General features: G+C 44.9%; 16 protein-coding genes. 4 read left to right on the top strand and 12 right to left on the bottom strand.

The features are described 5' to 3' along the window. Positions 1 to 9 precede the first annotated feature (9 nt). The 5 genes from LP107_RS12550 to LP107_RS12570 form a co-directional block, all read right to left on the bottom strand. A complete protein-coding gene (locus LP107_RS12550) occupies positions 10 to 879 on the bottom strand; it encodes a CheR family methyltransferase (protein ID WP_078274804.1) in 870 nt (289 codons plus the stop codon). 19 nt (positions 880 to 898) lie between these two features. Continuing rightward, positions 899 to 2962 (bottom strand): methyl-accepting chemotaxis protein, encoded by a 2064-nt coding sequence (locus LP107_RS12555; protein WP_228157718.1) that lies wholly within the window; start codon positions 2960 to 2962, stop codon positions 899 to 901. A 280-nt stretch (positions 2963 to 3242) separates the two neighbouring features. Next, the gene (locus tag LP107_RS12560) at positions 3243 to 3773 is read right to left on the bottom strand and encodes a chemotaxis protein CheW (protein ID WP_112742693.1); all 531 of its coding nucleotides are present in this window, start codon (positions 3771 to 3773) and stop codon (positions 3243 to 3245) included. Positions 3774 to 3776: 3 nt separating this feature from the next. After that, a complete protein-coding gene (locus tag LP107_RS12565; RefSeq protein ID WP_078274806.1) occupies positions 3777 to 4151 on the bottom strand; it encodes a response regulator in 375 nt (124 codons plus the stop codon). Positions 4152 to 4214: 63 nt separating this feature from the next. Further along, positions 4215 to 4562 (bottom strand): response regulator, encoded by a 348-nt coding sequence (locus LP107_RS12570; protein WP_036388546.1) that lies wholly within the window; start codon positions 4560 to 4562, stop codon positions 4215 to 4217. A 234-nt stretch (positions 4563 to 4796) separates the two neighbouring features. On the opposite strand from LP107_RS12570, the gene LP107_RS12575 reads away from it, so the two are divergent. From LP107_RS12575 to LP107_RS12585, 3 genes are all read left to right on the top strand, one after another. Continuing rightward, positions 4797 to 6074, top strand: coding sequence for an efflux RND transporter periplasmic adaptor subunit (locus LP107_RS12575; RefSeq protein WP_162860448.1), 1278 nt, complete (start codon positions 4797 to 4799; stop codon positions 6072 to 6074). 231 nt (positions 6075 to 6305) lie between these two features. Further along, complete coding sequence (locus LP107_RS12580) at positions 6306 to 7028, top strand: response regulator transcription factor (RefSeq protein ID WP_029103939.1); 723 nt, start codon at positions 6306 to 6308, stop codon at positions 7026 to 7028. A 127-nt stretch (positions 7029 to 7155) separates the two neighbouring features. Then, the gene (locus tag LP107_RS12585) at positions 7156 to 8847 is read left to right on the top strand and encodes a HAMP domain-containing sensor histidine kinase (RefSeq protein WP_078274809.1); all 1692 of its coding nucleotides are present in this window, start codon (positions 7156 to 7158) and stop codon (positions 8845 to 8847) included. On the opposite strand, the gene LP107_RS12590 is transcribed toward LP107_RS12585, so the two are convergent. The 6 genes from LP107_RS12590 to LP107_RS12615 form a co-directional block, all read right to left on the bottom strand. Further along, a complete protein-coding gene (locus LP107_RS12590) occupies positions 8844 to 9218 on the bottom strand; it encodes a surface lipoprotein assembly modifier (RefSeq protein WP_112742695.1) in 375 nt (124 codons plus the stop codon). The genes LP107_RS12585 and LP107_RS12590 overlap by 4 nt on opposite strands. Beyond that, the gene (locus tag LP107_RS12595; RefSeq protein WP_264676321.1) at positions 9215 to 9538 is read right to left on the bottom strand and encodes a surface lipoprotein assembly modifier; all 324 of its coding nucleotides are present in this window, start codon (positions 9536 to 9538) and stop codon (positions 9215 to 9217) included. The genes LP107_RS12590 and LP107_RS12595 overlap by 4 nt, the downstream gene beginning before the upstream one ends. A 6-nt stretch (positions 9539 to 9544) precedes the next feature. Beyond that, on the bottom strand, positions 9545 to 10252 hold the full coding sequence (locus tag LP107_RS12600; RefSeq protein ID WP_078275283.1) for a tetratricopeptide repeat protein: 708 nt from the start codon (positions 10250 to 10252) through the stop codon (positions 9545 to 9547). A 64-nt stretch (positions 10253 to 10316) separates the two neighbouring features. Beyond that, positions 10317 to 10466, bottom strand: a complete 150-nt coding sequence (locus tag LP107_RS12605) for a hypothetical protein (protein WP_158079714.1) — start codon at positions 10464 to 10466, stop codon at positions 10317 to 10319. Further along, entirely contained in the window at positions 10463 to 11029 is a 567-nt protein-coding gene (locus LP107_RS12610) for a hypothetical protein (RefSeq protein ID WP_078275284.1), read from the bottom strand. Before LP107_RS12610 ends, LP107_RS12605 begins: the two co-directional genes overlap by 4 nt. Beyond that, positions 10992 to 11159: a hypothetical protein gene (locus tag LP107_RS12615; protein ID WP_158079715.1), complete on the bottom strand. Its 168-nt coding sequence runs from the start codon at positions 11157 to 11159 to the stop codon at positions 10992 to 10994. Before LP107_RS12615 ends, LP107_RS12610 begins: the two co-directional genes overlap by 38 nt. 164 nt (positions 11160 to 11323) lie before the next feature. Between LP107_RS12615 and LP107_RS12620 the strand changes: the two genes are divergently transcribed. Continuing rightward, complete coding sequence (locus LP107_RS12620) at positions 11324 to 11575, top strand: helix-turn-helix domain-containing protein (protein ID WP_078275285.1); 252 nt, start codon at positions 11324 to 11326, stop codon at positions 11573 to 11575. A gap of 88 nt (positions 11576 to 11663) precedes the next feature. On the opposite strand, the gene LP107_RS12625 is transcribed toward LP107_RS12620, so the two are convergent. Next, a complete protein-coding gene (locus LP107_RS12625; protein WP_158079716.1) occupies positions 11664 to 12503 on the bottom strand; it encodes a 2OG-Fe(II) oxygenase in 840 nt (279 codons plus the stop codon). Positions 12504 to 12522 lie beyond the last annotated feature (19 nt).

The raw sequence follows: 12522 nt of genomic DNA on the forward strand, positions 1-12522 counted from the left end.
GCAAGTCAGTCATTGGCTTATTTTTTGCCAAGCGTTAATCTGACCGTTATCGACACGCCTCATATTAGGGTGTTGCCAAAACATGGCTTCATTAGGAGCGAACAAAACACAACCGCCAATATCTAAATTCTGCACAAAATATGCCAAAATGTCTCTTTGGTCAAATTTTCTAAAATAAATCAGCACATTTTGACAAATAATCACCTGTTGCTTGGGCAAGCCAAGCGGTTTTTTTGCAAAAAGGTTATGCCAAAAAAATTGGGTGTGTTGCCGAGTTTTTATGTCCACCTGCCATATTTTTTGGTGATTAAAAACGCCCACCCCATCGTGCGTGGCATGAAGCTGGGAGTGGTAACGGGCAGGGATTTCATTAATTTGTCTGCCTGTATACTCGCCTTTTTTTGCCAACGTCAGCGAGCGTACGGACAAATCCGAGCCATTGACCTGAAACGGCAAAGGTCTGACAAACTGCCGAGATATCAAGTCAAGTGTCATTGCCAACGAATACGTCTCTTGACCTGTAGAACATCCTGCACTCCATACCGAAAACATCGACGGAACATCAAACGATGGTGTTGCCTTATGCCACTTAGTAATGTAAGATTTGTACAGCTCTCCGACGAATGTCAAAGACGGCTCATGGCGAAAAAAACGACTCTCCGCAATGAGTAAGTTATCAAGTAGCGACTGAGTCAAGGCTGGCAATGGTTCTGATGGTACAACAATATCATGTTGCAAAGCATCATACAGCTCATGTACGCTCATGTTGTGACTTTGGGCGGTGGTCGTGATGGCATAAATGAGCCAATTATGTTGCACCGACGGCAACACAAATCCACAGATTCGCTCTATGTACGCTTGCCACAAAGGCAAATTCATCACGCCCCCATGCTAACAATCAGTTGTCAGCAAAAACATCATCGTTGGATAGCTTAAAGCCAGATACTGACTCTTGCAAGGCTGCCGCCATCTCGTTTAGACGACCCACCGAACGAGCAGTCGCCATCGTACCTGATGAAGTTTGCGAGGTAATATCTTGAATGATGTTCATCGTGCTAGAAATATGACCTGCAGAGGTGGCTTGCTGACGGGCAGCGTTTGAGATGTTTTGGATTAAATCTGCCAGTGTGTTCGATACGGTTTGCACCTCGTCTAGTGCCTCGCCTGCGTCTTTGGCAAGTTTTGCACCTTTTACAACTTCTGCAGTGGTAGACTCCATCGATGATACCGCTTCATTGGTATCCGCCTGAATGGTCTTAACCAGTGTCTCAATCTGACGAGTCGCCGCAGCCGAACGTTCTGCCAGTCGCTGTACCTCGTCGGCAACGACCGCAAAACCACGACCTGCCTCACCTGCCATCGATGCCTGAATGGCGGCGTTCAAGGCCAGAATATTGGTTTGGTCGGCAATGTCGTTAATCAATCCAACAATATCACCAATCTCTTGAGACGATTCACCCAGACGCTTAATACGCTTAGAGGTTTCTTGAATCTGATTACGGATGGTGTTCATGCCCTCAATAGAGCGTTGTACCACGTCCGCACCGTTTTGAGCAATGGCAACCGAACGCTGGGCAACCGAGGCAGACTCTGAAGCGTTGGCAGATACTTGGTCAATCGACACCGCCATCTCATTAATCGCGGCAGACACGCCTGCAATCTCTTGGGCTTGGTGCTCGGACGCTTCGGCAAGCTCTACCGCGGTCATCTGTGTTTGTTGTGATGACTGGGCAACTCGGTCAGCAGTGGTGTTAATGGCAAGTACCAGCTGACGCAGTTGGTCGATGGCGAAGTTCACCGAGTCGGCAATCGCCCCCGTAAAATCTTCTGATACGGTGGCGTTTACGGTCAAGTCACCTTCTGCTAGGTCGCCCAATTCATCAAGCAGTCGCAAAATCGCCATTTGTGAGCGTTCGTTTTCTTCTTGGATTTGTCTGGCTCGTGCCGCTTCTTTTTCCATCTCTTGACGCTGACGCATGTTTTCTTTTTCACTAATGCGTAATTCTTGACTGTTTTGCTGTCTTAGCAAACGATACAAAGCAAATGCCAAAGCAAGAGCACTAAGTAGCAACAAAAGTGCAGGGATTAGAATGCTTTTTTGGGTAATAATGCCACGGTCAATCTTGGAAAGTTGCTCTTGGGTCTTAGTAGCAAGGTCAGTGAGTGCTTGGGCAGATTCACGAGATTGGATGGTGGGGTTACTTAGGTCAGTCAATTGACTGATGACAGGCTTCACCATCTGCTGATAGGTATCATCAATGGCTTGCAAGGATGGGGAGGCTTGCCCATAGACTGCTTGCTGGTTTTTTAAGATGCGTGCAAAATTTGACACTTCTTCTTTAAACTCATCGGTATTGGTGCCTGTACTGCTGGTCAATGCCGCCATTTTTTCGCTGATGCGTTCAAGGCGTAGAATCTGCTCTTGGATTTCTTTGATGGTGGCAGATGACAGCCCTACTTTTATCGCCTGATCGGTAACACTCGCATACTGCTCTTGCATTTGACGAGCGGCATCTTGAACCTGATTTTGTAAATCTTGCAAAGCGTTGACGTCGTTTTGATGTGTGACGATATAATCGACACTGCCTTTTTTAGACTGCCAATCACTGCTGATGGCGTTGATCGCCTCTGCATCGCCCACCATTTTGTTATTTTGCAGGCGTGATAATGCCAACTCATAGGACTGCACGTCTGTCAGTAACTTGGCATAAGCAGCTTTACTAACATCAAAATCACGAGAAAACGTGGCGTCATTGACATCTTTGACGATATTTACCGCACTGACTTCCAGCTGATTGACATCGCCAAGATAATCGGTTACTTTTAGAAGTGAATACCCCAAATACGCCAAGCTAAACATGGCAATGAACCCAGAGATGATGAGTAGCATCCACCACTTTTTCTCTGAATCTGACGTTGGTGCGACCACTAGGGGTTCTGAGACTTTGCTCACATCATTCATTTTGCTTATCCTTTATAAAACCGAGCCACTTATCAATATCGCCCGCTTCTTACTTAACTGATACAACTCATCAATTCCACCACTTGTTGATGAAATGCTTTTGATTGGTTTTACATTTGCTCAAACACACTGGGCGTGACCACCCTATAACACAAATGATATTTTTAGAAATATTTATGACACAATTTGTCATTGGCAAAAAAATTTTAGCATGCTGGCAAGTTTTGATTTTATAGCAAACACTTAGGCTGTCAAAATCAACAACACACCACCAGCATAATTAGCCTAACGCTGCATTTAGATACTCTGTATCATGAAACAGCAAAGACGGCATAACCACATGCCATGCCTTATCATCTTTGACAAATCTGCCGTGGTTATACGGAGCAAAGGGCGACTCTTCAGGCAAAGGTACATCTTGGTACTCACTGCCTAAAAACTGCACCATGCCTGTCACTTGATCCACCAAAATACCCGAAAAAAAGCCGTCTTGGTCAACAACCATCACCTTTTTGTTTTTAAGGCGCTCATGGCTGTCAATGTTTAAAAATTTTGCCAAATCCGCCAAAGGCAACAGCCGTCCCCGTACGTTCGCCACGCCGAGTAGCCACGGCTTGGTCAAGGGAATGGGGGTTAGTTCAGGCACCGCCAAAATCTCAGACACCTCGCCCATCGGAGCGACAAATTCTTGCCCGCCCACTTCAAAGGCAATGCCAATCCACTGTGTATAATCCGAGTCATGTCGCCCTGTCGCCCGAGCCTTGGCAAGGTCGGCAAGACGCAAAAGCTCAATAAAACCAAAAGATGCCATGATTTACCCCGCAGATACACTCATGACAGAACGAATGACTCTGATGAGCTCTTCTTCGTTAATGGGCTTAGTTAAGTATTCTTTTGCCCCTTGACGCTTACCCCACACACGGTCTGTCTCTTGGTTTTTGGTACTGACAATAACCACAGGAATGTGGGCAGTCTTTGGCTCACGGGTGATTTTACGGGTTGCTTGAAAGCCGTTCATCTCAGGCATGACGATGTCCATAAGCACCACATCGGGCATGACTTCAATCGCTTTGGCACAGCCATCTTCGCCATTATCCGCCTCAAACATCTCAAAGCCATTTTTGACCAAAATTTCACGAAATCGCAACATTTCTGTTGGCGAATCATCCACAACTAACACTTTTGCCATGTCTGTCTCCTATATTAAATGAATTTAACTTCTAACTAATCATCAAGAAGTCAAGAGAGCCGACTAGCGAAAGCGACTGATGGTCGCAAACAAGTCTTCTTTACTAAATGGTTTGGTCAAATACTCGTTTGAGCCCACGATACGTCCACGAGCTTTGTCAAACAGACCATCTTTGGACGATAGCATGATGACAGGTTTTTGGGCGTATTCTGGGTGATTTTTAATCATTGAGCAGGTTTGATACCCATCAAGACGTGGCATCATAATGTCCACAAAGATGATGTCAGGGTTAGTCTCAACGATTTTTGATAAAGCATCAAAGCCATCAACGGCAGTAATCACTTCACAGCCTTCTTTTTGGAGTAGGGCTTCGGCGGTACGACGGATGGTTTTTGAGTCGTCAATAATCATGACTTTAAGACCAGCAAATTCACTCACGGGATTATCCTTTTGTTTGGAAATGGATTGTAAATTAGAAATTGGTTAAATTTTGACAATATTTTAGTCAGTAAAAACCTACTTTACTTTTTAGCACAAATAAGGCAAATTTTCCACTCTTTTTTGATAAAACAAAGGATTTATGGGCTAAAAATATGATACGATAGCAAGATATTTTTAGCGACCTGTTTTTATTGTCTTGTTATCATGAACTTACCTTTTTGCTCATTGTCCTGCCAGTCATCTTGGCGGTCTCTGTCCGCCCTTGTGGCACTGTCCTTGTTGATGAGTGCCTGCGAGCCTGTGCCTGATGCCAAACTGACCGATTTGGAGAGCTTTGATGACAAGCACGAGCGAGATGGGCTGGTGCATGGCAACACGGCTGTGCGTCCGCCCACCGATGCTGATAACGCCAAAATCACCATCAATGGCGACAACGTCACCCTTGCCACCGCTCATGTCATGGCAATCAAGTCCGAGCGTTATCAGCCTGCCTTTCGCCTAGAAGGGGTCATCATCCCCCACAAGCAGACAACCATCCCCCTACCCCAAGATAGCAAACTTGACCGCATGCTCGTCAAAGTAGGCGATACGGTCAAGGTGGGCGACATCGTGGGCAAGTTTTATCAAGAAACCGTCACTTTTGCCGACAATCCCGATAACAGTTCCAATGACAGCCTAGATGACAACAAAAGCGATGACGACACCATTGCCGATGATACTGACAAACAAACCACAAAAACACTAGAAAAATCCGAAAACCCATCTAAAAACACAAAAAAAATCAGCCCCCAAGAGCAGACTGATGGCACCGATGATGAGATGCCAATAGCCCCCATCATCACCAAAACCCCCTTTGATGTCAAAAGTCCAATGACAGGCAAGGTAGATGCGATATTCATCAATGATAAAGACAAAATCCACCCCCAGACCACGCCTGTGCTTGTCATCTCCGATGAGCGGTTTATTAAGTTCATCAGCCCCTTGCCTGCCGACTTTGCCAATTATCTTGCCATCGGCGACGGGGTGAGCTTTGACACCGAAGATGGGCGAAGTTTTGGCGGTCAGATACAAGAGATTACCCCCAACCCCAAAGTGCGTGGCATGATGGAAATCCACGTCGCCATTACGCCCGAACAAGTCAAAAAAGCCCAACTCACGCTTGGCGAACGGGTCGGCGGTTATGTCAATTATGGACAAATCGATGTGGGTGTACTTGTGCCTGCCTTTGCCATTTTTGATGATGAGCTAAACCCCATGGATTTGTCCGAGCTGACCAAACCACCCTATCGCCCTGCCACACCCCGCCCTGCATGGCTATGGACAGTGGGACAAGATGAACGCTTGGCTTTATCCAAAATCGTCGTCATCGAATACCAACCCGAAAGCGACCAATATCTCATCGCAGGCATTGCCTTAGATGGTTTGGTCGTTCTTGCCGATTTGCCCAAACAAGCTCATGGCGGACGAGTACGTTTAAAATAACCCATAGACTATTATCTGCCCAATCTCACAATCATCTGTAACAATAGTTACAAAGAGTGGGTAAATGTAGGCAAAATCGGCTAAAATACACCCCGTCATTTTAATTAAATAACAATTTACCCCTTGCCAAAGTGAATAAATATTGGCAAGATATAGCCATGATTTTTTCGCCCTTATTTTTGGGTTTTTTATAAAAGATAATTTAAATACTATTTGACATAAGGCATGACCATGACCAAGCAAATCCTACTCATCGAAGACGACCCAGATTTGGCAGAGCTTATCAGCGACTATCTGTCCATGAACTATTATGAAGTTCATCACGCCCCCACCGCCCAAGAAGGGCTTGACCTATTAGAAGCCAAAGAGCGTGACATTAACCTTATCGTGCTTGACCTAATGCTCCCTGACATGGACGGCATGCAGGTCTGCCAAAAGGTGCGAGCCTCCAAGAATGTGATGATTAACAAAGTGCCAATCGTCATGCTCACCGCCAAGGGCGACACCACCGACCGTGTGCTGGGCTTAGAGATGGGGGCGGACGACTACATCGCCAAACCCTTTGAACCCCGTGAACTGCTGGCTCGTATCCGTGCGGTGCTACGCCGTCATGAGACCCCCAATCAAGCCGACACCAATTCAGGCAGTCTGACCTTTGGGCGTTTGACGGTATTCCCCGACAGTCATGAAGTAACCATTGATGATAAAATCGTCCGTCTGACCACACACCAATTCCAGCTCCTGCACTACTTTGCCACCCATGCCGGCAAAGTGCTAAACCGTGAACAGCTCTGGCAAGCCATGCCAAACGATGACAGCTCTGAGAACATCGACCGCGCCATTGACGTTCATATCTCACGCCTTAGAGCCTTGATTGAAGACAATCCTCGTCAGCCCAAACGTATCATTACCGTGCGTGGCGTGGGTTATCAGTTCGCCACCGACCAAGTATAATCACCACCAGACATCCAATTCCTATGGGATTGGATGTTTGTTTTTTAATAGCGGTTTAGCAAATACACCAGCCAAACCAATACCCTGTTAGACTGCCATTTTATTTTAAATCCACCTGCTACTATCCATGCCCCACAGAAACAACCCACCGCCCAGCTTTGGCTTTCGCTCGCTGTTTGCACGGCTGTTTATCAGCGTGTTTTTGGCGATTATCGCCTTTGCCATTGCCATGATTTTGCTTGCCCAGCTTGTCCATAACAACTCCGACAGCATGAAATCCAAGGTCATCGCAGGGCAAATCGTGGGGCAAATTGACCCTTTTTTGGTCGAAGTGGATAAGCTAAGCAAAGACAATAACCGCTTGCAAGCCCGTTTTATCCTTGCCGTGGTCAAAAAAAGCTTTGATATTTTTGATGAAAGCCTAAACGCCAAAATCGGACTCTACGACCCCAATCGCAGGCTTATTTTGCAGACCGAAGACACCGAACTGCCCGAACGTCTGCCCCCCACCCCGTCATGGCTTGCCGAGACATTGCCCACCCTATCAGGCAAAGAGCCACATCATGTCATCTTAAAGACCAGCTCGGGTTACTCGGTGTGGTATGAGAGCCGAAAACCACCCAAGGAACGTCCGTTTTTGGGCATGTTTAACTTCTTTACTGGCACGTTTTTGCTTATTCTTATCATGACGGCGGTGCTGTGGGGTATTACCCATAACATGACGTGGCGACTCAACCAGATGAGTCGCAAGATGGCAAAAATGGGCGATGGGGATTTTAGTGTGCGGGTCAATCAGACGGGCAATGATGAGATTGCCATGCTCGCCTATGGCTTTAACCAATCTGCCGAGAAGATAGAGCGACTCATCAATGCCAACAGCCTACTGCTCGCCCACGCCAGTCATGAGTTTAGAACGCCGATTACTCGCATTCGCTTGCAGATTGAGATGATGGACATGCTCACCCAAAAGCTCGACCCTGCCGACAAAGCCAAATTTGACAAGCGCGCCAATGCCATCAATCGTGACTTAACAGGGCTTAATGATTTGGTTGAGAGCATTCTCTTGGTGAGTCGTCTGGACGCAGGTCATGCTCTGCAAGCCAATGAAAGCGTGGATTTGGTAGAGCTTATCAAAAGCGAATGCCAACACTATACCGAAGCGACGCTCTTTGCTGAGCCTGTGACGATGATGGCACAGCCCAAACTGCTGACGCATTTGGTGCGTAATCTCATCAATAACGCTCTCATTCATGGCGCACCCCCTGTGGAAGTCTATGCCTATGGCTCGCCCAGTGTGGAAGAAGCAGGCTTCATCCCCAAAGCACTCATCGACCTTGGCAAAGGCGATGACTACATGAACATACTCGCCATTCATGACATCACAACCACCCACGGCAGTGACCATGATGAACTGGCAAGTCATCTTAATGTCAATGATGACTTGCCAGAGCAAACCGAACAGATAGACAATAAAGAAGAGAGTAGTGAAGAGCAAACGCAAACCACCCAAGATACGTCATTAGAAAAGCACACCCGCGCCTTCTTTAAACTACTCTCTCGCAACAAAGACAAAGATGATGGCAAAAAAAGCCACTATGCCGTACTGGCAATCATCGACCAAGGAGCTGGCATTCCTGTGGATAAGCGTGAAGATATATTTAGCCCCTTTGTACGACTAAAACAGGAGAAAAAAGGCTCGGGACTTGGGCTGTCGCTGGTCGCCCAAATTGCCGAAGCCCATGGCGGACATATTAGCACCGATACATGGCAGGGCAAAACTCGCTTTTTGGTGGTGTTGCCGATAAATCAGGATGGTTAAAATTCACGATAAAGCGACAAATACACTCTCTGATTTTGATATTGATATAACTGGGGAATATTACTCGTTACATCCTTATAGACCCAATTTAGTGTAGGTCTCATGCCTTTGTATTGCCATTTTGGATTAAATAATGACACATGGTACGTCTTTTCTCTGTCAACTCTCGGTATAGAGATGATCTCGTGGTCATTGTCAAACTCTCTTTTACTCGTTAAATAACGAGCCTGCAGACCAATACTATCATTCACATGATATTCCATACCTGCCATCATGCCTAATTTTTGATTATCATATTGATGATTTTCAGTATTTTCTATTTGATGATTTAACCCAAAGAATATGGCATGGCGATTTTTATGATAAATCATAGCAAATTTTTGTGATGATGAATACCATCTAAGCCATCATAATCTTTATAATCCCTATTTTTTAATAAATAATTCATGCAATATTGCCAATTTGGGCTTATGTCATATGTCATGCCCAAATCAGCTCCGTAATCATCATAGTAACTTTTGTCATCGAGACGATGATGAGCATAAAACGGTTTAATTCGCCAATTTGTTGTTTGGTTTTTATGGGCGTAGCCTATACCTGCTTGAATGTGCTGTTCGTTATATTCATCAAATTCTAAATAATGATGACATGATAATGACAAATCCGTCATGACATAATGATTACCATCGATATTCTTTTATTTATCAAAGGATAAGCCATAATGAATGCTTGTGTCTTTTTTAGGTAAAGAGCTTTCATTCTTTTGAAATACTCTGCCATCAATGATAACCACAGGGTCGGCAGATACTTGATTGATGTTATCACTTTTCTCATAATTTAACTCTATGCCTGTTTGTATTTTTTGGGCATTTAATATGTGTTGTTGATAGGCTTGTATTTTTCTTTGGGTGTCAGGGCTAAATTTTGATAAAGGCAATTTATCAAATTCCTGTTTGGCTTCTTTATGTCTTTTGTTTTCAAACAAAGCCTGTGCATAAGCATATCTGACAAATATATAGTCAGGATTATCCTGCAAAATCTTTTGGTATAATGGTATGGCAAGATGGCTTTCACGATTGGCACGATGCACCATTGCCCAAGTAAAATTTAATAAAACAATATCATGATTTAATTGCGTTTCATACCAATCTAAATAACCAGCCAAAGACTGCCATGACCCTGTTTGTAAATATAAATCAATGGTCTCTTCATGAGTCATAGGGTTTTCGGGCAAATATTCCACATCAATATCATGATTGGCATTATTTAATTGCAATAGTTTTTGCTGACTAATAAAATCATCGGTGCCATAATAGACCAAATCACCTTGATGACAAACATTAGCGGTGGCATTTTTCATCAATATGCCAACAGCCATCGTCAAAGATAATGCCGTTTTATTCATTTTTATTTCTCCTAAAAAATATAAGCCACCCAAATGAGCAACTTATATTTTTATGAATGCCAAATTATTGCTTAGTACCGCCAAATGCCCCTTCATAGGCTTTACCATCAATGGTTTTTGAGAATGTCCCGCCAATCTCTTCAGCATTAGCACCATAGGTACAACCCAGAGCATCGCTACTGGCAAAGGCTTTTTTGGTGCTATCCCATGTCATGTTTTCGGTAAAGTCAAAACGGCATCTTTGCTGATGCCTGTATAGCCTTTTAAGCTATTGGCATTTGCGATATGACTGTTGGTGGTGGTAACACTAAGCGTCTTGGCATTAGTACCCCAATTTAACTCAGCACTCATGTCGCTGACCACTTCACTGCGTTTATCATAAGTTCCCATCGCTACGCCTTGATAGGTAGCCTTAACTGTGGCGGTATCTGCCAAACTTGTGCTTTGACCCACACTGACATAACCCTGCGACTGATTACTGCCATCAAACACCTGCCCAAAGGTTTGATAGCTAAAACCTGCCACCGCAGGGTCTCTTAGATAGACTGCTTGACCTGTTGTGTTATCCACATACCCCTTGACTGCCGACAACGCAGGGTTATCTAGACTGCCATCTTTATTGGCGTTCATGCCTGCATCATAACCACTCTGACCTTGGCTTGAGCCGTTAAAGTCAGCATCAGCCAATACCAACTTGCCATCGGCATCGGTGGAGACTTTATTTTGCTCTGATAACAGCTTAGCATTCTGGGCAGCTTGGAACCACACCCGAACCATAGTTTACAGCACCAGACGTGATTGGCGTAGCAGTAGGTTTTTTAACCGAATAGCTAGAATTTGATGAACAAGCGGTCAGACCAACCACAGCAACCAACGCCATCGCTTGACATAGATGAGATTTTTTCACAGTACACTCCTAGATTACATCAGAAATAAACTTTGATTTTTGTTAACAACATTTAACCAAAGTGAATATATTCTATAAGATAATTTTTAAAAATTAAACTATTATTGAATTTTATTTAATGTTAGTTAATTGAGATTGATAGTCAATAACTTTACAATAACCCCATGGAAAAATTCAATCAAACACCCCATTTATACCACCTAATCTTCGCCCAAAACATGAGACAACTTCGGCGTATCAAAGAGTTCTCCCAAGAAGAGCTGGCATTTCAGGCGGGCATCAGCAAAACTTATGTCTGTGAGATTGAAAATGGTGGACGGGCGGTATCCATCGACCTGATGGGGCAGATTGCCGACGCCCTAGAAACTCCGCTGGATAAATTACTCATAGAGCAAGACCCAACCAAGATGTTTTAAGTAAACGCTTTTGAAAAATATTCAAGCATAAAAAATCGCCCGACATGACTGTGGGCGATTTTGTGGTATTTATCATCAAACCAAAACATTAACTCTCACGTCTGTAAGGACGTTCACGCACCCATTTGGTGGCGATAAATTTCACACCTGCAATGACAGGCACACCTGAATGCAAGGTCAGTTTGTCTACATCCCCCTGCTCGTCTACATCAGCAAAGAACACCGCACCACCCTTTTTGGGCTTGACTTCCATACCCACACTGGGAAATGATGTTCCGCCTCCTGCCTGCACATCTGACAGATACATCACACAAGTGCCGACACGCTGTCCGCCTACTTCCAAATGCTTGCGACCGCCCACGCTGTCACCAAAATAATCAAAATGTGGGCGGTATTCTCCGCCTTTTTGATAACGCAGTACCTGCAAACCCTCGCCATTTTCCACAGGCCAGTTTAGCAGGGTCGCTAATCGTCTCTCCACGCGGTCAATGACCTCAAACTCACCCAAAGTGAACTGGGCGTTATCACTACTGCGGTGAGCGTGCAGACGTGAATTACCCGTTTTGTCATCAACAACCTTACCACGCTCCAACCTGCCATCCGCCAATGCAATCAGCTCATCGCACTCCGCCTGTGTAAGCAGGTTGTCAAACACTACCACTAGGGGCGATTTTAGAGTGCAAACCACCTGCACGACATGCCCATCAATATCAACAAAATTCTCATCATCATTGGTGATATTTGGACGCACGGCAGGCAGATACTTGCTTGGCAATTTTTTATTGTCCGCCAAAACTTTGGCGATACTGGCAGGGCTACACCCCCGTTCAATGTTAGTCTCTATCCACGCTCTCCAACTGTCATCAAGTGTCAAGCTCAATGCCAGCAAGTCTTCATGAGTTAATGATGAAAAGGCAAATGATGTCATATGAATACTCCTATTTGTG

The organism is Moraxella bovis (assembly GCF_025985205.1).
GTDB classification, from domain to species: domain Bacteria; phylum Pseudomonadota; class Gammaproteobacteria; order Pseudomonadales; family Moraxellaceae; genus Moraxella; species Moraxella bovis.

What these genes read in the sequence shown, in the direction of transcription:
- LP107_RS12610 (WP_078275284.1), bottom strand. Translation starts at nt 11,029, where the DNA reads ATGGTTCGGGTGTGGTTCCAAGCTGCCCAGAATGCTAAGCTGTTATCA.
- LP107_RS12560 (WP_112742693.1), bottom strand. Translation starts at nt 3,773, where the DNA reads ATGGCATCTTTTGGTTTTATTGAGCTTTTGCGTCTTGCCGACCTTGCC.
- LP107_RS12570 (WP_036388546.1), bottom strand. Translation starts at nt 4,562, where the DNA reads ATGATTATTGACGACTCAAAAACCATCCGTCGTACCGCCGAAGCCCTA.
- LP107_RS12585 (WP_078274809.1), top strand. Translation starts at nt 7,156, where the DNA reads ATGCCCCACAGAAACAACCCACCGCCCAGCTTTGGCTTTCGCTCGCTG.
- LP107_RS12580 (WP_029103939.1), top strand. Translation starts at nt 6,306, where the DNA reads ATGACCAAGCAAATCCTACTCATCGAAGACGACCCAGATTTGGCAGAG.
- LP107_RS12620 (WP_078275285.1), top strand. Translation starts at nt 11,324, where the DNA reads ATGGAAAAATTCAATCAAACACCCCATTTATACCACCTAATCTTCGCC.
- LP107_RS12590 (WP_112742695.1), bottom strand. Translation starts at nt 9,218, where the DNA reads ATGATTTATCATAAAAATCGCCATGCCATATTCTTTGGGTTAAATCAT.
- LP107_RS12605 (WP_158079714.1), bottom strand. Translation starts at nt 10,466, where the DNA reads ATGACATGGGATAGCACCAAAAAAGCCTTTGCCAGTAGCGATGCTCTG.
- LP107_RS12575 (WP_162860448.1), top strand. Translation starts at nt 4,797, where the DNA reads ATGAACTTACCTTTTTGCTCATTGTCCTGCCAGTCATCTTGGCGGTCT.
- LP107_RS12550 (WP_078274804.1), bottom strand. Translation starts at nt 879, where the DNA reads ATGAATTTGCCTTTGTGGCAAGCGTACATAGAGCGAATCTGTGGATTT.
- LP107_RS12625 (WP_158079716.1), bottom strand. Translation starts at nt 12,503, where the DNA reads ATGACATCATTTGCCTTTTCATCATTAACTCATGAAGACTTGCTGGCA.
- LP107_RS12555 (WP_228157718.1), bottom strand. Translation starts at nt 2,962, where the DNA reads ATGAATGATGTGAGCAAAGTCTCAGAACCCCTAGTGGTCGCACCAACG.
- LP107_RS12565 (WP_078274806.1), bottom strand. Translation starts at nt 4,151, where the DNA reads ATGGCAAAAGTGTTAGTTGTGGATGATTCGCCAACAGAAATGTTGCGA.
- LP107_RS12600 (WP_078275283.1), bottom strand. Translation starts at nt 10,252, where the DNA reads ATGAATAAAACGGCATTATCTTTGACGATGGCTGTTGGCATATTGATG.